Below are 25,764 nucleotides of genomic sequence, written 5' to 3'. Positions count from 1 at the left end.
GGGCCCGCTCCAGGCGGCGGAGGGCCTCCTGGAGGATCTCCCTCAGGACCCGGTGCCCCTCCCGGGGGAGGGAGGCGTACCGGGGGGCCCAAGGACTTGAAGACGGCCATGGCCCCAGACCCAGGTGCTATGAGGGACCCCCGTCTGGGAGATGTGGGTGATGGCCCCCTCCGTCTCCACCTGGCCCACCCGCACGTTGGGGTCCACGTAGGTGCCCGACTGGCTGGCGGAGTAGTACCGCCTGGCCCTGGCCTTGAGGGCCCTGAGGGCCAGCTCGTGGGGCTCGTGGAGGAAGTCCATGACCAGGTAGAAGCGGCTCCCCCCCGCCAAGGCCAGCACGTCCCCCATCTCGGCGTAGGTCTCGTCCGGCACCGTGTACATGGAGAGGATGCCGGCCCACATGCCCCCCACGTAGAGGGCGTCCCGGTAGCTGTTGTCCACCTCCCCCTTGAGGAGCTGGGCTCTCAGCGTGGGGGGCCTCAGGGACTCTATGCGCCGGATGGCCTCCCTGGGGTAGCGCTGCCAGGTCTGGCGGTACTCGGGAACTTCCGAGAGGGCCAGGGCGGGGTTCAGGTAGCGGTAGGCCAGGGCGAATATGTCCTGGTCCCCCAAGGGGAAGGCCCGGATGCGGTAGGCGGACGCGATCTGGACGATGCGCTCCTGGATGCGCTTGGCCTCGGCCACCACCTCCTGCCACTCCTCCTTGGTGAAGGGGATGCGCCGCCTCCCCCGGCGCTTCCCGAAGAGCACGGTGAGGTAGATCCGCTTCTCCAGGATCTCCTCCCGCTGCCACCTGGACCACCAGGCCTCGGCCCGCCGCTCGTGCAGGAAGCGGGCCGTGGGGTGAGAGGGGGCCCACCCCGCGGCGTAGTGCTGCACCCGGGAGGGGTGGGCGGGGGAGACCTCCACGATGAGCCTGGCCCTGGTACCCTCGGGCACCCCTGAGCGCAAGAGGCTCTTCACCACCCCCACGAAGCCCTCCATATAGGCTGTGTGGACGAAGAGGGTGGGGGACATCTCCAGGCCCACCCCCAGCTCCACTCGGCCGTCGTTCAGAACCATGAGGCCGTCCTGGATCTCCCAGTAGGGCAAAAGCGCGGTCAGGGAGTCCTCCCGCGCCTTACCGAAAAGGCTAGTCCTGGAAGCGCTCGTCATAGATCAGGGGCGTGGTGTCCTCGTCCCGCTCGGGCCGGTACCGCTCCTTCTGGGTTAGCCAGGTGATCTCCTGCCAGAGGCTCGCCCCGGGGTAAAGGAGCTTGAGCCGGTCGGAGAACTTGATGGCGGCGTAGCCCATAGCCCCGGCCAAGACCAGGCCCAGAGCCGGGTGTGGCAGCATCCCCCCCAGCTGAAGCCCCAGGACCATGGCCACCATGCCCACGAAGAGCTGCCACATCTCTAGCCCCAGGAGCGTCAGGGGCTGGTAAAGCCGCCACACCCGAAGCCTGAGCATCTCTCCCTCCTTAGAGGACGTTGTTACAAGCCTGAGGAAGGCTCTCGCTGGGGTTGATGAACATCTTGGCGAAATAAGGGGCGGCGGCCACGATGATGCCGCCAATCCCCGCCCCGATCATGAGGGGCAGGGCGTTGCGCCCGCCGATGGCCAGGCTGATGCCACCGATGGCGAACATCAGGACGATGACCCCAAGCCCTATGGGGCCCTTGAGGTACTTGATGATGGTGCAAAGGGCTGCGGCTACGTTGCCGAACGCTTGGCTGGCGGGATCAGAGTTGGAGGCGTGGGCCACCCCGCTCATGAGCAGGACGCTCACCAGAAGGCCCATTACCAGGAACTTGCCGTGCTCCGTGGCCAGAAAGGCCTTGACCTTGGCGAAGATGGGCTTGACCTTTTCCAGCATCGCTGTCCTCCTTCGCGTTACCTCTCGCTTGCCTGAGTGCCGTGTCTCTCGCTTGCCTGAGTGCCTTGGTGCCTTCATCCCCGGTGGCGCCTCTCCTTCCCGCTCTCACCCCCTTTCGGCATCACGCGGTTGCCAGTATAGCACACACCTAGCCATCTATGGCAACATGGGGGCATGAGGCTGGACCCGGAAGTCCGCAAGCAGGTAGAGGAGAGGCTGAAGCGCAGGGTGCCTGAGCCCGATGAGCCCGAGTTCTACCAGCTCCTGGAGGAGCTTCGGGTGCAGGACCCCGAGGTGGCCGCCCTCCTGGAGGAGGGCATCCAGTTCGAGCAGGTGAAGCCCCCGGAGGAGGAGGTCAAGGCCGAGGTTAAGAAGCGGGCCCTGTTGCGGGACCTGGCCAACCGGCTCTTCCGCCGGTACGACGAGCTCACCGGGGAGTGGGTCCCCTCGAGGCCCAAGCAGATCCTCTGGGGTGTAACGGTCTTCATGGCCATCCCGGTCCTCATGTGGGGCCTGGGCAACCTGGGCGGCCCCAAGGCCAAACCGGCTCAGGCCCAGCCGACCCAGGCGAAGACCGTTCAGGCCACGGCCCCCCAGGGCGTCCAGCCCCCCATGGCGGAAGCGCCTGGGCAGGAGCCGCCCACGCCTCCAGGCTCCCCTTCTGGAGCCCCTGAGCCCCAAAGCGGCGCCTCCTCGGCCTCTCCCGCAAACCCCCAGGCTACGGAGGAGGCCATCCCCCCGCCCCCAACCCCGGCGGCTGGAGGGGAGGTGCCGCCCCCGCCCCAGACCTCTGGCTACGCCGCAAGCGGCGCCTACGCGGCTCAGGCTCCTCAGGAGGTGGCGGGGCCGCCCCTTGCGGTCTACGTGGCCGGCCAAGGGGCCCAGGCCGCGCCCCAGGCGGTGCCCCTGCAGGCCTACGCCCGTCAGGTCGGCCAGGGCCAGGGCGAGAACCAGTCCCAGCCCAGCATGGGGGGCGCCATCCAGGCCCAGGCCGCCCAGGCCCCATCCATGACCGCCTACCGGGCCGAGGGGCAGAAGGAGGCCAGCCAGGTGCCGCCCATGGCTTCCTTCGTGGCCTATAAGGCCGCCCCCACTCCCGCCGCTACCCCCGCGCCTGCAAGCCCACCACCCCAGGCTCAGGGCGGCCAGCTCAACTACTTTGCCCAGGCCATGCCGGACATCTTTGGCCCTCCCTCCGGGGCTCAGGGCCAGGCCGCCCAGGTTCCTCAAGGGCAGCCCTCGCCTCAGGCCGCTCAGAGACAGGCCACGCTCCAGGCCCCTCAGGGACAGACCGCGCCCCAGGCAAGCCCCTACCTGCCCGGGACCCGCGTCCCCGGCCGGCTGGCGGTGAAGCTGGTGGTCCCCGAAGGGGAGGAGGTGCCCGTGGCCGTGGAGACCGAGGACGGGGCCGTCGTCCTGGGCAAGGCCAAGCTCTCCCCTACCCGGCGGGTGGACCTGGCCCTGGACCAGGTGGTGCTGGCGGGCCGGGCCTTCCCCGTGAGGGCGGTGGCCCTGGGGGTGGACATGGCCCAGGGGCTTCCCGCCCAGGTGCGGGAGGAGGCCCCCTCCTTGGTGGCGGACCTCGTCCGGGGCTCCCTCCGGGGCCTCTCGGACTACGTCCGGGCTAGGAGCCAGCAGACCACCATCACCACCACGCCCGGGGGCGGCACGGTGGTGCAGCAGGGCCAGACTCCCCCTCTGGAGCTCTTCCTGGGCGCGGCGGCGGCGGACCTCTTCGCCGTTCCCCAGGGGACCCGGGCCGTGGTGCGGGTGGCGGAAGTGGCCGAGGGTACCCCCCTCACCGTCTTGGTCCTGGGGCAGTAGGGGGCGGTATGGCGGCCATCCACCCTTTCCTCGTGGACAGGGTCTGGACGGAAGGGCAGGTGAGGCGGTGGAACCTTCCCCGGCCCGTGGAGGCCGTGGAAGTGCGGGGGTACTTGGGCTCCACCTACTACCGCAAGCCTGAGCTTGTGCGCTTCTATGTGCACGAAAGCCTGCGCCACCTCCCCCTCGCCGCCCTGCGCCACCTGGCGGGGATGGCGGAGCTGCGCCTCCGCTTGGGGGCCCCACCGGACCCAGAGGTCTGGCGGGTCAGCCTCAAACAGGTGCACCCCGTGGACGAGCCGGACGGGGTCTGGCTCACCCCCAGGGGCCCCGTGGCCGTGGAGTACGACGCGGGGGGGTACAGCCGGAACCGGGTGCGGGCCAAGGGGGAGGCCTTCGCCCTCCGCTTTGTGGCCCAGGTCTGGGGGGTCCCCATCCCCCAAAGGGTCCGGACCCTCGAGGGCCTCCTGCCCCCATCGGCCCAGGTGGTGCTGGCGCCGTGGAACTGAAGGTGGAGCCATGGACCAGAGGTTGAAGGACAAGCGGGATGCCCAGCGCTTTCGGGCCGCGGTTGCGAAGGGGCTCGATCTGGGCAAGGTCTTGGAGGTGGTCTTCGGGGGCAAGGACGAAGCCCTCTCGGGGAAGACGGTAGGGGCCGTCGCGGCCTTCAAGCGCCTGGAGAGGGCGGTTCGCGCCGGCCAGGTCAGCGCCAAGGTGAAGGGCAAGAAGCACCTCGCCTTGAGCCTCCTCAAGGGGCTTGTGGGAGAGGGCTATCTCCGGGTGGAGCGCCTGGAGCTGAAGCCCCACCAAAAGCGGCAAGAACTCAAGGCGGTGCCCGACCCCAGGCTGGTGGGCACCGCCTACCGGCTCACCCGAAAGGGGAGGGCGCTCCTCTCTGGGGCCCCTGCACCCCAGATGAACGGCTCTGGGGCCCCCGCACCCCAGGTGAACGGCGCCCCCAGGTGAATCAGGGGGCCCTGCGGCAACTCAGCCCTCGAACCGGCCGCTCGTCGGGCCTGGGGGTGTAGGGGGGCGGTGGACCTCGGAAGGTGCAGGGCCCGTAGCCCCCGGTGAGGTCGCGGATGAAGGGATAGAAGGCGGCGGTGTAGCCCCCCTGTCCGTTGGGGATAGGGGCCAGGAAGCCCGCCAGGAGGAGGAGGGCGACGAGGGACCACTTGACCCGGTGGAGCTCGCCCCTCATCACCCGGTAGCCCATGAGGACCACGGCCAGGGCCACGGCGGCCAGGACGAAGTACACGGGAGGGGTGAGCAGGCACACCACCCGGGCCATGGCGCACAGCACCTCGTTCACCGCGCACCTCCTAGCACCCGGGGGCCAGGTTCACCAGGGAAAGGAGCGGCTTGGCGTAGTAAGCGAAGACGGCCCCCAGAAAGGTGGCGATCAGGTACTCGATGCCCCGCTCCCGCTCTCCGATGGCGATCAGGATGCCTCCCAGGGCCACGCCAAAGGTGGCCACCGCCAGGATGACCTGGCGGGGGGGGTAAAGGTCGCAAATGGCCGTGCGCATGATCTCGGTCACGTCCATACGGCTCTCACCTCCACCTGGCGGCCCCGGCCCGTAGCCCATCCAGGCTCGGGCACCAGGACCACCACCCGGTCCACCTGCCTCGTCAGGTCCCGTCCTCCCACCTTGCCCTCGCCCACGGCGGCCACCACCAACACCTTCTCGCCCTCCTTCTCCAGCAGGGCCAGAGGCCGCCTCCTGCGCTCAAAGGCCACCAGGCGGTAACCCTGGCCCTGGAGGCGCTCCACCTCCCGCCGGACGGCGATGAGGTCCTCGAGGGTGCTGGGGCGGGGGGTGTAGAAGCGGGTCAGGCCCAGGGCCCTCCGCCCCTTGCCCGAAGGCACCAGGACCTCCCCAAAGCGGGTGGGCACGGGCTTCAGGGCCCGCGCCTTCAGGGCCTTCTCCACCAGGGGGCCGTAGCGCTCCCTGGCCTCCTCCAGGGTGAAGGGGCCTTCCAGCCAGGGGGCCAGCAGGGTCAGGACCTCTTCCGGGCTCATCTCTCCGGGGAGACCTGGATCTCCAGGGCCGTGCCCAGCAGGGTCCTCTCCAGGACGAAGGTCCGGCCGGGCCCTAGCTCCACGCCCCGCCACCTGAGGAGGAGTTCCCCGGGCCTGGCCCCGTAGACCACGATGACCCCGCTCTGCCCCTCGCCGGGCCCCAACACCGCCTTCAGGGGGTCCCGCCGCACCTCCACCTTCAGGGGCTTGCCCCCCTGCAGGACCTGGAGGTCGTTGAGGGCGAAGCTCACCGGGTAGCCCCCCTGGTTTTCCAGGTTGAAGAAGATGGTTACCTTCCCCGAAGCGTCGGAGGGGGCCTGCACCGTGGTCACGAAGGCTACCCGGGGCTCGGGCTGAGGAGCCGGGGCGGGCGTGGGCTTAGCCTGGGGCGCGCTGCCTTTGGGGGCGGGCTGGGGGGCCGGCGCGGGAGCCGGCTGGACCTGGACCGGGGTAGAGACCCCATAGGTGGCCGCCCGTTCCCGCTTGAGGAGGATCTGGTAGCGCCTGGGGTACTCCCCCGGGCTGATGCGCACGGTGAAGAGGAGGGTCCTGCCGGCCACCTCCACGACCAGGTCCGTGCTCCCGGTCTTGACGGGGGTGGGCCCCGCTGCGGTGCCCAGGAGGCCCGCCGAGAGGAGGAGCCTGCTTCCGCCCCCCTCAATGCGGAGGAGCTCCCGTTTGGCGCTGAAGGCCGCGTCCACGGTGTCCCAGAAGTCCAGGACGGTGGTGAAGCCGGGGGAGACCTCAATGAGCCCCGGGCTTCTCGTCAGGTCCTCGGCGTAATAGGTCTTGAGGACCACGGGGCTCTGCGCCTGGACCGCACCCAAAAGCAAAAGCGCCGCCGCTACCAGGGTCTTCCTCATACGCCTCTATGTTGCCACAAAGTTCTTGTGGGGACAACCCATTGTTGCTATTTCCGGTCCAGGCTCCTCCCGAAGAGGACCAGGACGGCCAAGCCCACCAAGGCCACGGGGAGGGGCGCCTTCAGGGCCTCCAGGACCCCGTCCGCGAAGGCCGGGAAGGTGAGGACCAGTCCCAGGGGCACCAGCCAGGGGAAGGCGTCGCCCCAGACCAGGGCGTAGAGGCGGGCCGCCTCGCCGGCGAAGAGGGGCCGGTAGGCGGCCAGGACCCCGTAGAGGGCGGGGAGGAGGGCGAAGGCCAGGCCGCTTCCCAGGCCGTGGAGGGCCCCCGGGCCGAAGGCGCCCAGGAGGGCGGAAAGGGCCAGGCCCTGGAAGACGAAGCTGAAGTGGATGGCGTAGCCTTCCTCATCCCCCCCTTCCCGACGGAGCCGGTCCTGCTCCATCAGGAACCACAAAGCGGAGATGAGGCCGGGCAGTCCCACCAGGCCCCCGGTGTAGGCGGCGTAGAGGATGGGGGGGAAGGCGAGGAAGAGGAAGGGCGAAGGGCGGGGCGGGGCCGTCTTAGCTACACGGGGCTCTGGAATGGCCTCCTTTGTAGCTAAGACCTGCCTGGCCTGCGCCGCCGTGGCCACGGAACCTCCCTCCCCGCCGGGCTCCGCCGGGTACCTGAGCCGCGCCCGGGGCCTCTCCCCTTCCCCTCTCAGGAAGCGGGCGATGGCCTGGACCTCCTCGGGGGTGAGGACCCGGGGCAGGCCCTGGAGGTGGCCCTCGAGGTCGGCCACGTGCAGGACCCCCTCTCGGTAGCCCTCCCTGGGGCTCACCACCAGGGGCACCACGGGGAGGCCGAGCCGGGCGTAGACCTCCCGCCCCAGGGCCTCCGCCTGGCGGGCCTCTTGGGCGATGGCGAAAACCCCCGCCTCGGAGACCAGGACCCGGCCTCCCGGGACCTCCACATAGACGCGTTCCATACCCATCATGCTATACGCTCTCCAAAAGGGCTTGGGCCACCCGGGCCAGGACCTCCTTCCTGAGGGCCTCGCGCCCGGCCCGAGCGGCCACATCGCACGCGTCCCCTCCCTCCAGGGGGGGCAGGACGTGCCCCCCCAGGGCGGCCTGCCACCTCTCCGCCGCCTTCTGCCCCGCCTCGTCCCCATCCAGGAGGAGGAAGGTGGGCCTACCGTCTGGCTCAGGCAGGGTGCCGTTGACCCCGGCCACGCCCACCACGTCCAGAAGGTCCCCCACGGCTAGGTACAGGGCCACGGCGTTGAGCTCCCCCTCCACCACGAGGAGGGCGTTCCGGTGGCCGAAGCCGGGCCCGTACCAGGGAGGGGTGCCGCTGCCCCGGGTGAGGTAGCGGTAGCGCTGCCCGTCCCTGGGCTCTTGGTGCCGCACCTTGACCGCCACCACCCGCCCCTCGGGGTCGTAGATGGGCAGGAGGAGGTCTCCCTCCGGGGAGAGCCCCATCCCCAGGTCCACCGCCTCCTCGAAGGCGATCCCCCGCCCCTCCAGGACCTTGGGCAGGGCCTTCTCCCCCCTGAGCCGGGCCTGGGCCTCGGCCAGCGCCTTCTCCAGGTCCACGGGGGGCCTGGCCCTGGGCCTCTCCCGCTTGGGAGGCCTGGGAAGCTCGGGCAGAGGCCTCTCGCCAAGGAGGATGGCCACCGCCTCCTCCTTGCTGAGGCCCGCGGCCCTGAGGAGGTGGTAGGCGTTGCCGCTTTGCCCGGTGGCGTGGTCCCGGAAGAACCACACCCCCCGGGCCCGGAACAGGGAGAGGGAGGGCTTCCGGTCCCCCCGCCAAGCGGCCCGGTAGAGGCCTGGCCTTCCTGGCCTGGCCCCCGATTCTGGCCAAAGCCGGGCCACCAGGTCGGGGAGGTCCACGCCCTCTATGGCCTGGGTTAGCCTGTCCACGCCCCTCCCCGTGGGGCCGCTAGGCCCCCTAGCTCACCATCTCCGGGTCCAGGACCGCCTCGAGGAGTACAGGTAGCCCGCTGGCCCGCTGCAGGACCACCCAGATCATGGGCCCGTCGGGGTCGTGGACGAAGCGCACCTCGGCCTGCACGGTGGACGGGGGCATCTCCTCCAGGTGGGTGGCCTCAAAAGCCTCCAGCTCCTCCCTGGCGTAATCCTCTAGGGCCGCCATGGGCACCACGGCGGCCTCGAGGGGCTGGATCACGGTCCCCCTGCCGCTCTGCACCAGGCTCCTGAGGGTCTGGGCGCTCACCACCACGGCGAGCTTCTCCGAGGAAGGGGAAAGCCTAAAAGCCGTGTAGCCGTTTGTAGCCTCGCTTACCTTCACCATGGCCCCACCGTACCGGGCCAGGCTCACAACGGCTCACAACGCGGTTTATGTGGGCTCGGGGCCCCAAAGCGGAAAGGCGCCCGAAGGCGCCTTTTTGGTGGAGGTGGGGGGAGTTGAACCCCCGTCCGAAGGTCCCTACGGCGGGCCTCTACGCGCGTAGCCCCACCTTCAGGTGTCCCCCTGGCTTGGCCTAGGGGCGGGCGGCCAGAGGCGAGCCCCCTTGCGCTTCGCCTGGGGTAGGGGGCGTGGCGTCGCGGTCATTAAGCCGCGAGACGGTAAGCAGGCTTGTTGGCCTTTGTGGCTTTGCGGGTTTTTACGAGGCCACCCGCACCTCGGCGCGCAACCCTGCCTTCGGCGACCCCCGTCGAGACCGTTCACCCCCGGGACTAGGACCCTCTAGGGCAAGTACCATGATACCAAATGCCGCGGATTGTTGCCATAGAGGCGCCGGCGGGGTATGGAAAGACCACCTATTTGGCCACCCTGCCCGGGGCCTGGGTGGGGCTTCTGCCCGGGGAAGGCGCCCCGGAAGAGGTCTTGAGGCTGGTGTACCGCGCCCTCTTGGGCCAGACTCCCCCGCCCGGTCCTCCCGCCAAGCTGATGCGGGCGCTCCTGGACGGGCTGCCCGGCTCCGAGTTCCACCTCCGGGTGGACGATGTCCACCACCTCACGCCCGAGGGGGCGGACTTCCTCTTGGGCCTCCTCCAACACCCCGGGGCGCGCCTGTACCTGGCGGGGCGGGACCTCCTCCCCTTCCGCCTTCTGCCCCGCCTCGTGGCCTCGGGGGAGGCGGAGGTGTGGGGTCCGGAAGAGCTCCTGGCCCGCACGGGATTCGCGCCCCGCCCCTTGGAGGAAGAGGTGGAGCGGCGGCTCGCCGCCATGCCCCCTGGGGAGCGGGAGGCCCTGGTATCCCTGGCGGGCCTCCCTTTCTGGCGGCCTAAGGACCTGGAGGCCAGGGGCCTCTCCTACCATCACCTCGTGGCCGTCCATGGCCTTCCCATCCAGAGGGCTAAGGGCGGCACCTGCTGGCCCCACGACGTCCTCAAGGAGGCCCTCCTGGCCCGGGCGGACGAATCCGTTCTCCTGCAAAACGCCCGGGCCATTGAGGACCTCCACCCGGAGCAAGCCGCCCGCCTGTACGCCCTCGTCCAACGTCCGGAGGAGGTGGTCCGCCTGGCCCTGCCCCGGGCCAAGGCCTGGCTGGAAGAAAGCCGGTGGCCGGAGGTGGTGGCCTGGCTCGCCCCCCTCCCTGAGGAAAGCCTGGGGCCCCTGAGGGGCCTCCTGGCCCTGGCCTATCTGGAGCGGGGGGAGTCGGCGAAGGCCCTCCGGCTGGCGGGTGGGGACAGCCTGTCCCTGGTGACGCGGGCCCTGCACGCCTTCCGCTCGGAAAAGGCAACCCAGGCCAAAGACCTGGCCACCCAGGCCATAGCCCAGGCCACCTGCCCCCTGGAGAGGATCCTGGCCACCCGGGTGGCGCTGGCAGCCCGGCACGCCCTCGGGGAAAAGGTGGACGACGAGGTGGCGGCCCTCCTCTCCGAAAGCGCCCCCTTCCCCGCGCAGCATCTGGCGGTGCGCTCTTTCCAGCTCTACATCAGCCCCAACTACACCTTGGCCAGGGAGGGGTTGGAGCTTTCCCTGCAGGCCGGGTACCCCCACCGGGCCGTGGCGTTCTTGCAGGCCATGGTCTGGGCCCTCTTCCGCGAAGAGGGTTCCGCCGAAGAGGTTCTCGCCGCCTCAGAACGGGTCCTGGCCGAGGGGCACCGGGGTACCCGGTTCGTCCTGCCCTACGCCCACGTGGAGCGGGCCCACGTCTTCGCCTTCCTGGACCAACTCCAGAGCGCCGTGGATGAGCTGGAGCGGGGCATAGAGGAAGCCCTTCTGTGGCCCCTTTGGGATGTATGGCGGTTCGCCATGGAACTGCTCGTGGAGGTGCGCCTGGCCCAGGGGCTCCTGACCGAAGCCAAAGCCCTACTGGATGCCCTCGAGGCCCGCGCGCAAGAGGTGGGCTTTGAACCCCCCAAGTTCCACACGGCCCTTTGGCACCTCTTTAGTGGGAGACCGGACCTGGCCAGGCCGCTCCTGGAGGAAGCCGCCAGAGAACCTCGCGAGAACGGCCTTCTGGCCTCGGTGGTCCTGGGGCGGCCCGTGCCGGAGGAGGCCAGGGCCAAGGTGGCTCCAAGCCTGCGCCTCCTCCGCCTCTCCCCGTGGAGTGGCCCCGTCCTATCCCTAAGGGATAGGGCTCTCTACCTCCCTGGCCACGAGCCCATCCGGCTCACGGAGGTGGAGACCCTGGTCCTCCTGGGCCTCTTGGAAGGGCCGGCCACGCCCGGTGAGCTGGCGGAAAGGGTCTACGGGGACGAAGGGCGGGCCCACGCCGTCCACACCGCTCTCCACCGCCTGCGCTCGAAGAACGCCCCGGTGCGCACCTACGGCCGGCGGTACGTCCTGGAGGGATGCCGCTTGGACCTAGCCCTCTCCCTGGAGGCCGCTCGCTCCATCCCCCACCTGCTTCCCCTGGACCTCCCGTCCCTCCTCCCAGGCGATGAGCCCATCTACGCCTCTTGGCGGGCACGCTTGCTGGCCCAGGCGAAAGCGGTGGCCCTGGAATGGGCGCGAAGGGGAAAGCCCATCCCTGGAGCGCACCTCTTGGACCCCGAGGACCCCGAGTACCTGGACGCGCTGGGGCACGGGGCGGCCCTCGAGGTCCTGAAGGAGGGCGTGGCGTGGCAGTGAGGCTCTACGTGGACATTTCCTTCGCCGATGGACGCGCCGCTCTTGCGGTGGTGCAAGCGGGGGTGGGCCTTATCTACTCGGGCGTTATCGAGGCGGCGGACTCCAACGAGGCTGAGCTAGTCGGGCTCGCCATCGCCGCCCAACTGGCGCCTGAGGGGGGTTGGCTCCATACCGATTCGGGAAGGGTCTGGGCCCTCCTCAGGGGTAGGGTGCAGGCCAGGCCCTCGGAGACGCCGCATCTAAACCGCCTGAAGTCCCTTATGGAGGCAAAAGCCTTGGAGTGCCGGTTCATCGGCGGCAAGCGCAGGCGAAGGCGCGCCCAAAGGAAGCACCACCGTCTGGCAGACACCACGGCCCGAAGCGCCCTTCTCTGAGGCAATAGCGTAATATCGGAGTACCATGCCTAGGACCCCACGCAACCCCCTACCCCCCCGCGTGGCCCGCCTGGTGGAGCGCCGCAAGGCGCTGGGCCTCACCCAAGAAGGCCTCGCCCGTCTGGCGGGCTTCTCCACCAGCCTCATGGCCAAGATCGAGCGGGGGGCCGTGGACCTCAGGAGCCTCTCCGCCCAGCACGTGGTGGGCCTGGCCAGGGCCCTGGGCCTCCCCCTGAACGCCCTCCTGGACGAGGACCTGCCGGGGGGCGAGCTGGCCAAGCCCCTCCTCCTCCCCGTCTACCGGGCCCCCGAGGACCTGGCCCGGGAGGACGTGGAGCGCTTCGCCATCACCCCCGAGCAGGTGCCCCCCGGGGCGGAGGTGGGCAGGCTGGCCTACCTCACCCTCCCCGGCCGGTGGTTCACCACCCTGGACGTCCCCTTCCCCCTCACCCGGAAGGCGCACGTGATGGCGGAGCTCAGGCCTCTGGTGCGGCCCGGAGGGGTCTACGTGGTCCGCCACGGGGAGGGGATGGGCTTCGCCACCGACGAGGCCCTGCGGGGAGGCCGCCTCGCCCTCTACCCCCTGGACCCCTCCCTCCCCACCCTCTGGCTCGAAGGGGAGAGGCCCGAGGTGGTGGGCCTGGTGCGGGCCTGGCTCACCTGGGAGTAGCCAGATGTTGCCAATCGGGGACCCTCTCCCCCATCGCCCGCCTGGTCCTCTTGGCCCTGGCCTCCCGGGCCCGGCTCCGGGTGAAGAGCGCCGACGAGAAGGAGCTGGCCGCCCTCCTGGGCGTGGACCCCCGCACGGCCCGCAAGGCCCTCATGGACCTCTGGGAGGCGGGGCTGGTGGAGGTGGACTCCCTCGGGCGCTACCGCCTGGCGGGGGGGCTCCCGCAAGGGGGGCACCCTGCCTTGCAAGCCTTGCACGCCCCCCTGCACGCCTTGCAGGGTGGAGGTGGGGAAAATGGCCTTCCAGAGGGCGATTTCCAGGAGCCCGAAATAAAGGAAGAAGTAAAGGAAGAAAAAGATCTTCCTCATCCACATCCGCCCGCCCGGGCCGAGGAGGAGGAGGAAGAGGCCTCGGAGGAAGAGGCGGCCCAACCCTCTCAAGAAGAAGAGGGTTCCCCCGAGGCGGACCTTGGTGGCGAAGACGTCCCGGCCGCCCCCTCTTCGGTGAACGGGCCTTTGGCTCTCTCCAACTCTTCCCCGCCGCTCGTGAAGGCGGGCACAAAGCCCCTGCAGGGGGCCCTCAAGGGGGCGGGGCTCTGGAGGGAGTTCTACAAGGCCTTCCGGCCCGGCTTCCCCTCCGAGGCCCTCTGGGCCGCCTACCTGGCCCGCCTGGAGCGGGAGGCCCTGCCCAAGGGGGAGGTCTTCCTCCAGGCCCTGGCCCTCACCCTGAGGGGGGTGGCCCAGGGAGGGGTGCGCTACCCCGCCCGCTACCTGGAGGCGGTGATGGTGGACCTGGAGGCCCGGACCCCCGCCCCTCCGCCCCCGCCTGGGGGAACCCGGGACGGGATCCCGGACGGGGCCCTCCTCCACCTGCCCGACGGCCGGAGGGGGTACTTCGCCGGCTGGACCGGAGGTGGGGCCAAGGCCTTCGTGGAGGTGGACGGGGTGGCCCACCTGGTGGACAGGGAGCTCGTCCTGGCGGCCCGTGTGGTAGGGTGAGGGGGTGGAAAGGGTGAGCTCGGTGGCCCCTCAGGACCCCACCCAAACCCCAGAGGGCAAGGAGCCTCTCTCCAAGGAGACCGCTTACGTGGCCACCCTGTTCACGGAGGGCCGCGTGCGGGTGCGGGAGGTGAGGACTCGGGAGGGGGGGGTGCGCACCCTCTACTACCTGGAGGTGCCCGAGGCCCCCAAGGGGGTGGTCTTCGCCCTGCCCAAAAGGCTGGGCGCCCGCCTTCTAGGACAGCCCCTCCTGGCGCAACACGCTCCCCGGACCAACGGGAAGGGTCTCTTGGGAGGCAAGCAGGACTTCCTGCGTACCGTTCCCCAGGATCGGTGCTGGGGGCGCCCCTTCTTCTTCTTCGTCCGGGGCCGCCTGGCCGCCGTGGACCTGGAGGAGGGCCGGCTCCAGGTGGAGGTCCGCCCCAACCCCGGGGGCAAGCTCCGGGCCCCCTTCACCCTGACCCTGCTGGCCCCCCTCTCCCTCCTGGAGGCCCTGCCCCCCGTGGGGAGCGCGGTCTACCTGGAGAAGGACCCCCAGGAGGCGGTCTTCCTCTTCTCTGGGGCCCCTACACCCCAGATGAACCGCCAGGACCTCCATGGCCTCCCGGGCCTTGCCCAGGGCCACCAGGGCCATGCGCACCTCTTCCCATAGCCAGGCGAGGTCGTCCGAAAGCTCCTTCCTGGCCTCGGGGTCGTGGAGGGGGCTCACGGTTGGTTCCCGTAGACTCCGTCCCTACTCGCTTCTCTGAGGGAGAGGAGCCTGGGCTGGACCACGTGCTCCGCGCCGTTCTCTCCCTCCTCCTCTCCAACCGCTTCAGCTTCCTGGGGTTTCTCCTCTTCTCCCCCAGGCGGTTCCCGCTGTTCAGGAGTCGGGGTCGGAAGTTCATCCACGGTAAAGAGGGGGCCCTCCAGAACCTTTTGCAGAAGCTCCTTCTGCTCAGGGTAGATCTCCAGGGTCTTCTCCAAGACCCAGAGGAGTTCCAGAAGCTCCCGGCCTAAGTCTGCGGGCCATTCCGAAGGGACGACATCATCCAAAGGGCTACTCCTCCGCCCCCTCCTGTTCCTCTGGCGGAACCCCAGCCAGCTCTCTACTGGAAGGAAGCCGGAGACCTCAAACCCGTAGACCTCTGGGGCTACGTCCTCTACCTCCCCGTCTCCCACGTGAAGGATTCTCGTTTCGGGGTCGTAGCTGTGCCCCTCGGGGTAGGCGGAGGGGGGTTTGGCCCAGCGGGCCCTGCCCTTGGGGGGCCAGCTCCGCCCCTCGGCGTACCGTTCCCCGTAGGTGTGGAGCCAGAGGAGGTAGGCCCCCAGCTCCGCGCCCTCCCTGAAGAGGCTGGGGTCCTTGGTGAGCGGGACCCTGGGCCCAGGTACCCTGAGCTCTTCCGCGAAGCGTTCCGTGTAGGCGGGGTGGGCCAGGAGGGCGTAGACGTAGGCGGCGAAGTCCTCGGGGGAGACGGGAAAGCCGTAGGCCTCTTCCAGGAGCTTCAGGAGGCCCCGTGTCAGGTTGGGCTCCCGGCCCTCCCGGTCGCGGAAGAGGGGGATGATGTCCTTGCCTCCACGGGAACTGAAGTGGTGCAAGTCAGGAAGGTAGGCCGTGGCCACCAGGGCAGGTCCTCTTCCTAGAGGGGTGGTGAGGAGGGAGGTGAGGTAGACCTGCCTCTCGCTCCAGGTCTGCCACAAGGAGGGGCGAGGACGGCTACACACCCTCCCGTCCGCGATGGCCCAGGCGCGGTCAAAGCTCCGGTAGCCGTAGCGCACGATGGCCTCGGGCGGGTTCCCAGGACCAAGGGTGGCGATGGGGGGCAAGGGCTTGGAACTAAAGATGGCCCGATGACTCTTTACTAATAGGCGGTCTCCTGTTTCCCGAAAGAGCGCACGCCTTTCTCCGGGGGGGGCTTTCAGGAGGATCTCCCAACGCTTTTTCAGGACCTCTTCGGTGGGCCCGATGGGCCAGGTGCGCTTGAACTCTACCCCCGAGTGCTGCCAGGGGAAGAGGTCCGTGAGCTTGGGCCACCTGGTCCACTCCCCGCCCACCTCGGGGACGAAGGGGGCTTGCCAGTCCCTGGGGGCTTCCCGGAAGGGGATGTCCTTGAGGGGGGGAAGCTCCTCCAGCTCCTTCAGCTTCTCCTCCCGAGTAGTGGGCGCCAGGCGGTGGTAGAAGACCCGGGCCGGGGTTTGGGAGTCCTGGGGGCCGCGCCGCACCACCAGGGCGATGGCCACGGGGGTCTGGATGTTGAAGACGTTCTCCTCCCTCACCGCTCCCCTGCCCTCTCCCCCCAGGTCCAGGATGTAGACCCGGTCCGCTACCCGGCGGACGTGTTCCCGCATCCCGGCGAAGGCCGGACCCTGGAGGTAGGAGCTGGGGGTGATGAAGCACAGGACTCCACCACGTTCTGGGTCCTGCTCAAAGACCTTCCACAGGGCGAAGCGCCAGAAGTAGACGTAGAGGTTGTAGAGGTTCTTGAGGTGTATTCCCAGGTCCGCCTCCCTGGCCGGCCGGAGGAAGTCCTCCATGAGGGGGTAGGGTTCCCGGGGCCCCCTCAGGACCCAACCCCCCTTCCTCTCGCGCTCCTCCTGGCTTTCCCCTTCTACCCGATCGTAGGGGGGATTGCCCAGGACCACCAGGATGGGCTTGTCCCGCTTGAGTTCCGCAGCCCTTTTGCGCTCCTCCGCCAGGCGCTCGTAGAAGAAGACCTGCTCTAGAGGGGGGGCCTCCGGGGCCTCCAGGGTGTCGGCCAGGTAGAGGTTGAGGCCTTCCTCGGGGAGGGAGCCCCCTTCCCCTTGGATCGCCTGGGAGAGGCGGAGCTGGGCCACGGCGTAGGGGCCCACCATGAGCTCTATGCCGTGGAGGCGGGAGGCCACTTCTTTCGCGTACTGTCCCCGGTAGCCCCTCCCGTAGAGGGAAGCCATGTTTGCGAGCGCCCGTTCCAAGGTGGCGAGGAGAAAGGTCCCCGTGCCCATGGCGGGGTCCAGGACGGTGACCTTCTCGTGGGCCAGGCCCTCCGCCAGGCCGAAGCCCTCTTTCAGCGCCTCGTCCACCAAGCGCACCATGGCCCTGACCACGGGCACCGGGGTGTAGTAGACCCCCATGTCCTTGCGGAGATCGGGGTCGTACGCCTGCAGGAAGTCCTCGTAGAAGTAGAGCCAGGGGTCAACGCCTTGGACGCGGAAAACCGAGGGATCCACCGCCCGGAGGGCCCGCCGCAGGAGGTCGTAGGCAGGGCGGATCTCCGCCAGGAGCCGGGGGTGGTTGGCCACGAAGAGGGCCTCCATGAGGAGGCCGTACCGCCCCTCCAGGAGCTCCAGGGCCCGCTCCAGGTAGAGGGGCTCCTCCCCGCTGTCCAGGGCCGCGGCCAGGAGGAAGCCGTAGGTGATGAGCTGGGCGTAGGCGTCGGCGAAGACCCTCTCATCCCCCTCGGGCAGGAGGTTTTTGCGCCACTCTTCGCGAAGACGCGCCAGTTCTCCGTTTGGGTTCTCCCTCACCTCCTCCAGCACCGCCTCCCGCAGGAAGCGGGCCAGGGGGGCGAGGAAGCGGGCCAGCTCCTGGGGGTTCCTAGGGACCAGGGGCCTCCAGTTGAGGAAGTCCAGGAAGAGCTCCCGCAGAGCTTCGGCGTCGCCCTCCGAGGCTAGCCGCACCTCTCGGACCTTCTCCCCCTCGCGGAAGAGGGCGAAGTCCCGCCCGTCCGTGTAGACCAGATTGGGTAGCTGGCGGAACCTCTCCCACTGCTCCCGGTCGTGGCCCCTGTACCTTTCGGGGTCGGCCCCCTTGCCCGGAGCCTTGAGCTCCACGAAGCCCACCAGGAGCCCCTGGTGCTTCACCCCTAGGTCCGGCTTGCCCACTTTGGTATCCCCTTTGGGACGGGCCTCTATGACCACCCGCACCCCCAGGGTTTCCTCCAAAAGCCCCTTCACCAACGGGATGAGCTGGGCCTCGGGCTCGGCCTCGCCCTGGGCTAGGGCCTGAACCCGGCGAAGCTCGCTTAGGTATTTCCTTATACTGAGGACCCAAGTGTCTCCCGTCATCGCTTCTCCAAGAGGGCCAGGAGCTCTCTGATCTTCTCCTCCACCGCCCGCCGCTTCTCCGGAGGGAGGCTTTCGGGGTCCAGCCGGGCAAGCCTCGCCGCCACCTCCTTGTGCCAGGGAGGAGGGGTCTTCTCCTTCGCCATGACCTCCCGCACCCTGGCCCTGAGCTCCCTCAGGGAGAGGCCCCCCTTGGCCTCCTCCAGGAGCCGGGCCCGGGCCTCGAGGTTCTTCACCTTTTTGAGCTCCAGGGCGGCGGTGTAGGGGAGGGTGCCCTCCTCCAGGGCCGCCCTCAGGTCCTCGGGAAGCCCTAGGAGGGGGAGGCGGTTCTGCACGAAGGACTCCCAGGTCATCCTGCCCAGGGCGCGGAAGACCTCCTCCACTCTCTGGGCCTCGGGGGAGGCCATAACGTTATGGCCCGCCTCCCCCCTTTTCTCCTTCCGCATCCGCCGGAGGAGCCCCACCACCTCCTCCCTCGTCTTCCCCAACTCTTCCGATAGGAGCTCCAGCACCCCCAGGGTCTCCTCGTAGGGGTTCAGGTCCTCCCGCTGGAGGTTCTCCACCAGGGCGAGGAGGCGGGCTTCCTTTTCCGAAAGGTCCAGGACCCGGACCGGGACTTCGGCGAGCCCCGCCATCTTCGCCGCCCGGTAGCGCCTTTCCCCGGCCACGATGGCGTACCGCCCGTCCCCCAGGGGCCGCACCAGGAGGGGCTGGAGGACCCCCTTCTCCCGGATGGACTGGGCGAGGGGCTCGAGGTTCTCAAAGCGCCTGCGGGGCTGGGGGGAGGGGAGGAGCGCCTCGAGGGGTACCGTTACAACTTCCCTGCCTGCCCCCTGGGCCCTTTTTCCTTTTAGCAGGGCCGTTCCCAAGACTTCGTCTAGCCTGCTCACTGGCCCACCCCCGTCTCCTGGGGTTTACGAGAGAGGTCCTTGGCTACCACATTCTGCAGGAACTCCTCCGCCAACCTCTCCACCTCTTCCCGAGCCTGCCGATCCCCTACCAGTTGGATGGGCACCGCCTGTTCTGTGGCTTTGCGGTGGGGGCCCGGGCGGTAGGCGATAGGAGAGGCTACAGGCGCCAGTTCCCTAAGGCTGGCTATCCTCTCCAGGACTCGGTTGTCCCCGGAGGTCCGGGCATCGTACTTGGTGGGGATGAAGAGCCTTACGAAGGTCTTTGGGGCCTCGGGGGCTACCTGCTCCAACGCTTCCCGGTACTCCTGGGCGGCTTCCATCACCCCTACCAGGGCTTCTACCCCTTTGACGCTGGTTTCCACGGGGACCAAGAGGCCGTCGCCGGCCATGGCCCCTAGAGCCGCCAGATGCCCCAAGGAGGGAAGGGAGTCTATGAGCACGAAGTCGTACCGCTCCTCCTTCCGTAAGGCCGTGCGCAACAGGAGGGTAGCGAGGGGGCGTTGCATGAGGCGGACCTCCACCCTGGCCAGGTCTAAACTGGCGGGGATCAGATCCAGGTTCCAGTCTTTGAGGGAGCGGGGCGGTGGCAGTTGCCCCGTTTCCACCAGGTGGAGGAGGGTTTCCTGGGGTTGGACTTCCCTCACCCCTAGCCAGGAGGTCAGGTTGGCCTGCGGGTCTGTGTCTATCAGCAGGACCCGGAATCCCCTACGGGCCAGCTCGTAGCCCAAGTCCCGGGCCAGAGAGGTCTTCCCGGCCCCGCCCGCGTGGGTGAAAAGGGTATACGCCTGGCGAAGGCGGGTTTTTCCCCCCTGGCGCACGTACCAGTACCGCCCGAGGCGCACCGCCTCCAGCTTCCCCTCGAGGATCATCTGCCGGACCCGTTCCCGGGTGATCCCCAGCCTTTCGGCCATCTCCGAAACCGGCACCAGATGGGGTCCTTCTTCCATAGGACCATCCTAAGCCAAGATTTGGCATATGCCAAGCCTTCGGGGGCTGGGGTGGGGCCCCGAGGAGGGGCCTCGGTGCCTTCGGCCTCTTTGCCCTGGCCCTCCTACCTGCAGGCCAAGGGAGGAAAGCCCGCCTGGCGGCCCTCCACCTGCCCGTCCTTTAAGGCAGCCGGACCGCCCCCAGGTGGCCTAGAAGGGCCTCGAGGGGAACCCGCCGCCTGGCCGGAAGGCAGCTTCCCCTGTCCTCATCTCCAGGGTTGGTCCTTAGCCTCGCGAAGCCAACGCTCTCTCGCCCCGGTAGGACCGCTACCGCTGCCGGACCAGGAGCGCCCCAGAGTCCCCCACCGCCACGAAGCGGCCGTTGCCAAAGACCACGTCTCGGAGGGTGTAGTAGCTGCCCAGGTTCTCAGGAGTCCAGCTGCGCCCGTCGGTGGACGTGAGGGCGGCGTTTCCCGAGCCCACCGCCACAAAGCGCCCTTCTCCGTAGGCTACGGCAGTTAAGTCTATGGAGGCATTGGCGGGGGCCTCCACCCAGGTGCGCCCGTCCTGGGAGAGGAGGATCCGGCCCCCCTGCCCCACGGCCACAAACCGCTCCCCGGTGAAGGCCAGTTTGCTCAGCCTGCGGAAGTTCCCCTGGAGGACCCTCTCCCAGCTCCTCCCGTCTTGGGAGACGAAGATGTCGCCGCGGTCGTTGGTTATGGCGAAGACGCCATTACCGTAGGCGATGCCGTGGAGCTCCCAACCATCGGGCACGTCTACCAAGTCCCAGGCCTGCCCCGTGCCGTCCCGGGAGACCAGCACGTAGCCGAAGGCCCCCGTGGCCACGAAGCGTCCCCCGCCAAAGGCCACGTCGTTGAGGTAGCCTACCCCACCCCTGTAGACCATCTGCCAAGCCTGGCCATCGGGGGAGAGGAGGACGGTGTTGTCTTGGCCTACGGCCACGTAGAGGCCGTTGGCGTAGGTGATCTCGTAAAGTTGGCTGCTCACCTGGTAGTTCACCTGACGCCAGGTGGAGCCGTCAGGGGAGACGAAGATGCGCCCTTCAAAGCCTGTCCATCCCACGGCCACAAACCCCTGGGGGCCGTGGGCCACGCCGAAAAGGCTCACGGAGGTGAACGGCTCGAGGGCTCGCCACGGACCGCTTATCCCCGGGATGGAGCCGTTGCAGGCCGAAAGGGCCACGGTGACCACCAATAGGAGAATCTTTAACCTCTTCATGCTCTTTATGGTAGCGGCATAGAGTCCAGCTTACAACCCTCACTCCCACCCCTGGGCCACCCTCTTGATGCCCACGAAGTAGGCCACCTTCTCCTTGGGGTAGCCCCTCGCGATGAGCCGCCGCACCGCCCGGTAGCGGAGGGCGAGGGGCTTGTTCCTGACGTGGTCCAGGCCCGCGTGCTTGAAGAGGGCCCGGACCAGGGGGACGAGGGCCCCCAGGCTCCAAGGCTTGCCCCGCTCCGGCCCCTCCGAGGTCCTGAGGAAAAGGTGGGGGTAGGGGATGGGGTGGAGGCTGGCCAGGTAGTCCCGGAGGGGAAGCCACGCCTCCAGGGCCTCCCGGGCCTCGGGGGAGAGGGGCACCTCCCGGGCCCTCCGCCCCCGCACCAGGAGGCTCTCCCCCCGGTAGTCCTGCCGCCAGAGGCCAACGGTCTCCCGGTAGTCCAGGCCCGTCTCCCCCAGGAAGGGGATGAGGGCCTGGAGGAAGGGGCGGTGGTGGGCCACGGGGAAGGTGGGGATGGCCCGGAGGAGGCGCTCGTAGTCCGCCTCGGGGAGGGCGAGGTCAACCCGGGCGGGCTCCCCGGGGCGGTCGGGCCACTCCAGGCCCTGGGGCCAGCCCACCCCGGCCCAGTCCAGGAAGCGGGCGAAGAGGCGGAGGGCGGCCACCACCCGGATGAGGCTCCGCTCCTGGTAGGGCCTGGGGGAAGGGGCGAGGGGGTTGCCCTTGGTGAGGAGCTCCCGGAGGAAGGCCTTGAGGTCCCCGGGCTCCAGCCTGGGCCACCTCCTTCCCTCCCTCTGGAGGAAGAAGAGGAAGGCCTCCACGGCCATGCGGTCCACTAAGATTCCCCCCACTCGCTTTCCCCACAGAGTTTTTCCCCTTCCCAACGCTCTCGTCCCCTCCTCCTGGATCGCCAAGGGTTGAGGGCCGGGGTGGGGGAGGGGGCAAAGGTGAAGGGGGATGGTGTCTTAGCTACAAACCCTCCCTCAAAACCCCCGGCGTGTAGCTAAGAACGGGGAGGAAGGGCCGGCCTACCGCACCAGGAGCCGTACCCCCCGGGCCGGGGCGCTCACCTGGGCCTCCGTCCAGGGCTCGTCCCGGTCCAAGAGCCCGTCCCCGTCCCGGTCCAGGAAGGCGAGGAGGCGGTAGGTTCCGGGGGAGAGGCCCTCAAGCCGGAAAGGCCCCCCGTCCGGGGGCAGGACGAGGCTCCGGCAAGACCCCTCCCCGGAACAGGCGGAGAGGACCACCCGGGCGGGAAGGGCCTCCACCTGGACCTCCGCCGTGGCCCAGGCCCCGCCCCCTTCCAGGCGCACCCGGTAGGCCCCGGGGGCCGTCCCCGTGGGCGCCCGCACCCGGAGGTGGGCCGTGCCCTGGGCGGGGTTCGGGGCGAGGTAGGCGGCAAGCCCCCCTTCCGCCGCCACCCGCACGGGGACCGGGTAGGGGCTTAGGACCTCCACGGCCAGGCTCCCCTCCTCCCCGGGCTTCAGGGCCAGGCGGCCCTCCACCCGGAAGGCCACCCCGCCCCCCTCCAGGGCCTTCAGGGCGGCGAAGGCGTCTAAAAGCCTCCCCTCCGGCGTGGACCTGCTCCCCGCGAGGAGCGCCCCCTCCAGGGCCTCAGGGGAGGCCGCCCCCCGGGAGCGAAGGAGGGCCAGGGCCCCCGAGACGTGGGGGGCCGCCTGGCTCGTCCCCTGGAGGAGGCGGTGTCCCCCCAGGGTGGGGCCCAGGACCCCGGAAGCCCCGTCCCCCCCGGGGGCGAGGAGGGGGGCGGAGCGGTTGGAGTAGGAGGCGAGCCTCCCCTCAGGGCCCACCGCCCCCACGGTGAGGACCCCCCGGCAGTTCCCGGGGAAGTAGTCCCGGAAGTCCCGCCCGTAGTTCCCCGCCGCCGCCACCACCAGGACGCCCCGGGCCCTCACCTCGTCCAGGGCCTCTTGCAAAGCGGGGGAACAGGGGCCTTCCCCGCTTAAGGAGAGGTTCACCACCTGGGCCGGGTGGGGGTTTGGGGGAAGGCCCGGCACGGGGATCCCCGCCGCCCACCGGAGGGCGAGGATCAGGTCGCTCTCCCGCCCCGTCCCCTCGGGGGTGAGGAGGCGGATGGGGAGGACTTGGGCCTGGGAGGCCCCCGCCATCCCCACCCCGTTCCAGGCCGCCGCCAGGATTCCCGAGACGTGGCTTCCGTGGAAGGTCTGGAGGGGGCTCACCACGGGCTCCGTGGGGTCGGTGTCCCCGTCCACCAGGTCCAACCCCGGAAGGAGGACGCCCTCGAGGTCGGGGTGGCCGGGGAGGACCCCGGTGTCCACCACCGCCACCACCACGCCCTCCCCTCGGCCCCGGGCCCAGGCCTCGGGGAAGCCGGCGAGGGCCAGGCCCCACTGCCGGGGGAAGAGGGGCTCCCCCTGGCCCTGGGCCCGAAGGGGCCGGTCGGGGAAGAGGCCCCCGCCTGGGGCCCGGTACCACCTCCCGCCCCAGGCCTGCGGGGAAAGCCCCTCGGGCACCCCCCGTAGACCAGGCTGGGCTGGCTGAAGTCCAGCTGGGCCAGGCTCCCGGGGTTGCAGCTCATGACCTGGCCCACCTGCTGCAGGTTGCTGCTTATCCCGCCCCAGTCCAGGCCCGCGAGCCAGTCCATCTGGGCCAGGGCCGGGGCCAGGGCCAACACCAGGACTACAACGGCCTTCTTCACGCTTCACCTCCCAAGCAGAATCCGGTAGAAGGCGGAAAGGTCCACCAGGCTCGTCAGGGCGGAGAGGTCCCCCAGGGGCTTGTAGGGCGTGCCCCGCACCCCGGGCACCTCGTACCCCTCGGGCACGGAGATCCAGCGCCAATGCGTCCGCTCCAGGGCGAAGGGGAGGACGTAGGGGGATATGGCCAGGGGCTGGACGGGCCCCTCGAGGGGCAGGGAGGGGTAGGCGAGGACGCACGGGGGGCAGTACTCCACCCGGGCGTCGATGGTGATGGGCACGTGCCAGTACACCACCAGGCGGGAGAGTTGGTTCCAGGCCCAGCTGATCCAGTTGCCCAGGTTGACCGAGGAGAGGTCCACGTTGCGGATGTCGGGGACCGTGGTGGCCTCCAGGATGTTCTGGGCCTGGAAGAAGCCCGCGTACCCGAAGGCCTCGTAGACGGGCAGGGAAGAGGGGGGAAGCCAGCGCTTGGCCTCCTCGAACTTCCAGAGGCCGGGGGATTCCCGGTCGGCCTTGATGGGCTCGGCCTGCGTACCTCCTCCCAGGAGCTCCTGCAGGTTCCCCACCCCCTTCACCGCCAGGTCCACCTTCTTGAGGGCCAGGGCGGCGCACGAGGCCACCTGGTCCAGGCTCCCCGCGCACCCCCGGAGGACCGGGAGGCTCTGGGTGAGGCTCCGCAAGGGCGCCTCCACCAGCTTCACCAGGTTCTCCTTGACCGCGTCCATCCCCGGGAGGCCGTAGAAGGCCTTGGACTGGAAGAGGGTCCTGGCCGCCCGGTAGAAGTGGACGTAGAGGTAGGCCTTCTCCACCTCGCTCCCCGCCCGGTCGATGAGGCCCTTGTAGGCGTTCCAGAGGCTCTGCACCCCGTTCCAGAGGGCGGTGGGGTCGGTGGGGACGAGCTCCGTGTAGACCGGGGCCACCACGCTCCCCCCGCCCAGGAGGTGCCCCTGCCAGGGCACGGGGAGGTAGACCTTGGGCGCCCCTAGGCTCCGGAAGTCTCCCCCCAGGAGGTTCAGGGCTTCCTGGGGGGTGCTGGGCCTAGGGGTGAGGAGGATCCGGGCCACCTCCTTCTGGTAGTCCAGGTAGTACTCCGTGAGGGCCTTCCGCATGGCCCGCTCCACCCGGGCGTTGGCCTCGTCCCAGTTGAACCAAAGCGGCCGCGAGGGATACCCGGGGGTGCGGAAGACCTCGTGCCCCTGGAGGAGCACCTTGAAGCCCGGGATGTACATGAGGGGGAGGATCTGCAACCCCAGGCCGTCGCAAAACTCCCGCGGGTCCACCTGGGGCACGGGGAGGTAGCGGTCCAGGCTGTGGAGCCCCGCCGAAGCCCACCGGCCCATGTCCAAAGGCCCCTGGCGGGTGGCGGCCTCCAGGAAGGCGGGGTCTACCCCTTCCGAGGGGACTTGGAGCCGGAAGTCGGGAAGGGGCGGGGCAAGCTCCGGGCCCCGGATGCCCGCCCAGCAGTAGGCGAACCAGAAGGCGGGGTTGTTGAGCTCGGTGATGACCCGCCAGTAGTACCGCTCCTCAAACCGCTGCCAGGCCCGCCTCAGGTCCCGGGCCACCTCCCGGGTGGCCTCCAGGCTGGAGAGGGGCAGGTAGAACTCGTGGGCCTGGGCCTCGGCCCAAGGCATCCGCCCCCGGCACCCCTGGGGGTCCTTCTGGGGATCGCAAGGCCCCTTCTGGTAGTCCTGGAGGCGGTCCTTCCTCAGGACCTCCAGGTAGGGCCACTTCCCCTTCAAGATCTGCTCCAGGCGGTAGTCGGGGGCCGAGAGGAGGTACTTGGTCCAGTCCTCGTACCGGGGCTCGGCCCCCAAGGCCCCGGAGAGAAGGAGGAGCACAGCTAGCGGAAGACCCTTGGCGTTCACGTCCCACCTCCCTAAAGCCCCTTCGCCACGCACCAGTTGAGGAGGGGCTTGGGCCCCACCCCGGCCTCCTGAACCCCCTGGCCCTTTAGGGGCTCGTAGGGGTTGGCCGAAGGGTCCAGCCGCCGGGTCAGGTAGGAGACCGCGGGGTTCCCGAAGGCCACCTCCAAGACGCCGCTCCCCGGCTGCAGATACCCCTCGAGGCCCGGCACCCGGTACCCCCGGCCCTCGGCGTAGACCACACCCCCCGCCTGCACGGGGCGGACGTTGTCGCTGGCGGCCCGCCACCCCTCGGTCCAACCCCGGATGTAGGCGCTGTAGGTGTACCCCACGGTCCGGGTGCGGGCCACCAGGGGGTAGACGGTGCCCGTAACCCGGCGCACAACCCACCAGGCCCCTATGGAGCCGCTACCCCGGTAGCGCCCCTGAAGGTCGCGGTAGCTGCAGGTGTAGATGTTCGTGAGCCCCGACCTGCCGGAATAGCTGCAGTTGTAGGCCT

25 protein-coding genes, 1 other RNA gene and 1 pseudogene are annotated in these 25,764 nt (G+C 69.6%); 8 read left to right on the top strand and 19 right to left on the bottom strand.

The genetic code is table 11. The features are described 5' to 3' along the window. Nucleotides 1–42: 42 nt before the first annotated feature. Genes BVI061214_RS12070 through BVI061214_RS12060 form a run of 3 tightly spaced genes read right to left on the bottom strand, consistent with a single transcriptional unit; the run spans nucleotide 43 to nucleotide 1,856 of the window. A complete protein-coding gene (locus tag BVI061214_RS12070; protein ID WP_248841793.1) occupies nucleotides 43–1,155 on the bottom strand; it encodes a TraC family protein in 1,113 nt (370 codons plus the stop codon). Then, nucleotides 1,133–1,450, bottom strand: a complete 318-nt coding sequence (locus BVI061214_RS12065) for a hypothetical protein (protein WP_053768692.1) — start codon at nucleotides 1,448–1,450, stop codon at nucleotides 1,133–1,135. Before BVI061214_RS12065 ends, BVI061214_RS12070 begins: the two co-directional genes overlap by 23 nt. Before the next feature lie 10 nt (nucleotides 1,451–1,460). Continuing rightward, complete coding sequence (locus BVI061214_RS12060; protein ID WP_082333177.1) at nucleotides 1,461–1,856, bottom strand: TrbC/VirB2 family protein; 396 nt, start codon at nucleotides 1,854–1,856, stop codon at nucleotides 1,461–1,463. A 174-nt stretch (nucleotides 1,857–2,030) separates the two neighbouring features. Here BVI061214_RS12060 and BVI061214_RS12055 point away from each other — a divergent pair, with 174 nt between their 5' ends. The 3 genes from BVI061214_RS12055 to BVI061214_RS12045 are packed head-to-tail and all read left to right on the top strand — an operon-like array spanning nucleotide 2,031 to nucleotide 4,646. Then, nucleotides 2,031–3,680: a hypothetical protein gene (locus BVI061214_RS12055; protein WP_053768691.1), complete on the top strand. Its 1,650-nt coding sequence runs from the start codon at nucleotides 2,031–2,033 to the stop codon at nucleotides 3,678–3,680. A gap of 8 nt (nucleotides 3,681–3,688) precedes the next feature. After that, nucleotides 3,689–4,189 (top strand): hypothetical protein, encoded by a 501-nt coding sequence (locus BVI061214_RS12050; protein WP_053768690.1) that lies wholly within the window; start codon nucleotides 3,689–3,691, stop codon nucleotides 4,187–4,189. Between the two features lie 10 nt (nucleotides 4,190–4,199). Further along, nucleotides 4,200–4,646: a hypothetical protein gene (locus BVI061214_RS12045; protein ID WP_053768689.1), complete on the top strand. Its 447-nt coding sequence runs from the start codon at nucleotides 4,200–4,202 to the stop codon at nucleotides 4,644–4,646. Between the two features lies 1 nt (nucleotide 4,647). Here the strand turns inward: BVI061214_RS12045 and BVI061214_RS12040 are convergent, their stop codons facing one another. The 8 genes from BVI061214_RS12040 to ssrA form a co-directional block, all read right to left on the bottom strand. Next, nucleotides 4,648–4,992, bottom strand: a complete 345-nt coding sequence (locus tag BVI061214_RS12040; protein ID WP_053768688.1) for a hypothetical protein — start codon at nucleotides 4,990–4,992, stop codon at nucleotides 4,648–4,650. 10 nt (nucleotides 4,993–5,002) lie between these two features. Further along, on the bottom strand, nucleotides 5,003–5,227 hold the full coding sequence (locus tag BVI061214_RS12035; protein WP_082333176.1) for a hypothetical protein: 225 nt from the start codon (nucleotides 5,225–5,227) through the stop codon (nucleotides 5,003–5,005). Next, nucleotides 5,218–5,703: a hypothetical protein gene (locus tag BVI061214_RS12030; protein WP_082333175.1), complete on the bottom strand. Its 486-nt coding sequence runs from the start codon at nucleotides 5,701–5,703 to the stop codon at nucleotides 5,218–5,220. Before BVI061214_RS12030 ends, BVI061214_RS12035 begins: the two co-directional genes overlap by 10 nt. Continuing rightward, the gene (locus BVI061214_RS12025; RefSeq protein WP_053768687.1) at nucleotides 5,700–6,566 is read right to left on the bottom strand and encodes a hypothetical protein; all 867 of its coding nucleotides are present in this window, start codon (nucleotides 6,564–6,566) and stop codon (nucleotides 5,700–5,702) included. Before BVI061214_RS12025 ends, BVI061214_RS12030 begins: the two co-directional genes overlap by 4 nt. A 47-nt stretch (nucleotides 6,567–6,613) precedes the next feature. Next, the gene (locus BVI061214_RS12020) at nucleotides 6,614–7,531 is read right to left on the bottom strand and encodes a hypothetical protein (RefSeq protein WP_082333179.1); all 918 of its coding nucleotides are present in this window, start codon (nucleotides 7,529–7,531) and stop codon (nucleotides 6,614–6,616) included. Between the two features lie 10 nt (nucleotides 7,532–7,541). Next, nucleotides 7,542–8,468, bottom strand: a complete 927-nt coding sequence (locus tag BVI061214_RS12015; RefSeq protein ID WP_053768685.1) for a toprim domain-containing protein — start codon at nucleotides 8,466–8,468, stop codon at nucleotides 7,542–7,544. A gap of 28 nt (nucleotides 8,469–8,496) precedes the next feature. Further along, the gene (locus BVI061214_RS12010; protein ID WP_156303325.1) at nucleotides 8,497–8,859 is read right to left on the bottom strand and encodes a hypothetical protein; all 363 of its coding nucleotides are present in this window, start codon (nucleotides 8,857–8,859) and stop codon (nucleotides 8,497–8,499) included. 95 nt (nucleotides 8,860–8,954) lie between these two features. Continuing rightward, nucleotides 8,955–9,241: a transfer-messenger RNA gene (gene ssrA, locus BVI061214_RS12695) on the bottom strand. 38 nt (nucleotides 9,242–9,279) lie between these two features. On the opposite strand from ssrA, the gene BVI061214_RS12005 reads away from it, so the two are divergent. From BVI061214_RS12005 to BVI061214_RS11985, 5 genes are read left to right on the top strand one after another with little or no spacing between them, the layout of a single operon-like run. Then, on the top strand, nucleotides 9,280–11,592 hold the full coding sequence (locus tag BVI061214_RS12005; RefSeq protein WP_156303324.1) for an ATP-binding protein: 2,313 nt from the start codon (nucleotides 9,280–9,282) through the stop codon (nucleotides 11,590–11,592). After that, complete coding sequence (locus BVI061214_RS12000; protein WP_053768682.1) at nucleotides 11,583–11,966, top strand: hypothetical protein; 384 nt, start codon at nucleotides 11,583–11,585, stop codon at nucleotides 11,964–11,966. The genes BVI061214_RS12005 and BVI061214_RS12000 overlap by 10 nt, the downstream gene beginning before the upstream one ends. Nucleotides 11,967–11,991: 25 nt before the next feature. Further along, nucleotides 11,992–12,636 (top strand): helix-turn-helix domain-containing protein, encoded by a 645-nt coding sequence (locus BVI061214_RS14080; protein WP_053768681.1) that lies wholly within the window; start codon nucleotides 11,992–11,994, stop codon nucleotides 12,634–12,636. Nucleotides 12,637–12,686: 50 nt separating this feature from the next. After that, nucleotides 12,687–13,634, top strand: coding sequence for a helix-turn-helix domain-containing protein (locus BVI061214_RS11990; protein ID WP_248841798.1), 948 nt, complete (start codon nucleotides 12,687–12,689; stop codon nucleotides 13,632–13,634). A 4-nt stretch (nucleotides 13,635–13,638) separates the two neighbouring features. Then, nucleotides 13,639–14,286, top strand: coding sequence for a hypothetical protein (locus BVI061214_RS11985; RefSeq protein WP_211256794.1), 648 nt, complete (start codon nucleotides 13,639–13,641; stop codon nucleotides 14,284–14,286). Between the two features lie 53 nt (nucleotides 14,287–14,339). Here BVI061214_RS11985 and BVI061214_RS11980 read toward each other — a convergent pair whose 3' ends face one another. The 8 genes and pseudogenes from BVI061214_RS11980 to BVI061214_RS11945 form a co-directional block, all read right to left on the bottom strand. Beyond that, nucleotides 14,340–17,657, bottom strand: a complete 3,318-nt coding sequence (locus BVI061214_RS11980; protein WP_053768680.1) for a type ISP restriction/modification enzyme — start codon at nucleotides 17,655–17,657, stop codon at nucleotides 14,340–14,342. Then, nucleotides 17,654–18,544, bottom strand: a complete 891-nt coding sequence (locus BVI061214_RS11975; protein ID WP_053768679.1) for a ParB/RepB/Spo0J family partition protein — start codon at nucleotides 18,542–18,544, stop codon at nucleotides 17,654–17,656. The genes BVI061214_RS11980 and BVI061214_RS11975 overlap by 4 nt, the downstream gene beginning before the upstream one ends. Further along, complete coding sequence (locus tag BVI061214_RS11970; RefSeq protein WP_053768678.1) at nucleotides 18,541–19,512, bottom strand: AAA family ATPase; 972 nt, start codon at nucleotides 19,510–19,512, stop codon at nucleotides 18,541–18,543. Before BVI061214_RS11970 ends, BVI061214_RS11975 begins: the two co-directional genes overlap by 4 nt. 306 nt (nucleotides 19,513–19,818) lie before the next feature. After that, nucleotides 19,819–20,730, bottom strand: coding sequence for a WD40/YVTN/BNR-like repeat-containing protein (locus tag BVI061214_RS11965; protein ID WP_053768677.1), 912 nt, complete (start codon nucleotides 20,728–20,730; stop codon nucleotides 19,819–19,821). Nucleotides 20,731–20,769: 39 nt separating this feature from the next. Then, nucleotides 20,770–21,579: a tyrosine-type recombinase/integrase gene (locus BVI061214_RS11960; RefSeq protein ID WP_248841792.1), complete on the bottom strand. Its 810-nt coding sequence runs from the start codon at nucleotides 21,577–21,579 to the stop codon at nucleotides 20,770–20,772. A 177-nt stretch (nucleotides 21,580–21,756) separates the two neighbouring features. Further along, the gene (locus BVI061214_RS11955) at nucleotides 21,757–23,217 is read right to left on the bottom strand and encodes a S8 family serine peptidase (RefSeq protein WP_248841791.1); all 1,461 of its coding nucleotides are present in this window, start codon (nucleotides 23,215–23,217) and stop codon (nucleotides 21,757–21,759) included. Between the two features lie 188 nt (nucleotides 23,218–23,405). Further along, a complete protein-coding gene (locus BVI061214_RS11950; protein ID WP_053768676.1) occupies nucleotides 23,406–25,268 on the bottom strand; it encodes a hypothetical protein in 1,863 nt (620 codons plus the stop codon). An 11-nt stretch (nucleotides 25,269–25,279) separates the two neighbouring features. Further along, nucleotides 25,280–25,764, bottom strand: a pseudogene (locus tag BVI061214_RS11945) (hypothetical protein); the annotation flags it as partial.

Source organism: Thermus aquaticus (assembly GCF_001280255.1).
Lineage (GTDB): Bacteria > Deinococcota > Deinococci > Deinococcales > Thermaceae > Thermus > Thermus aquaticus.
This window is presented reverse-complemented; position numbering and strand designations above follow the sequence as displayed.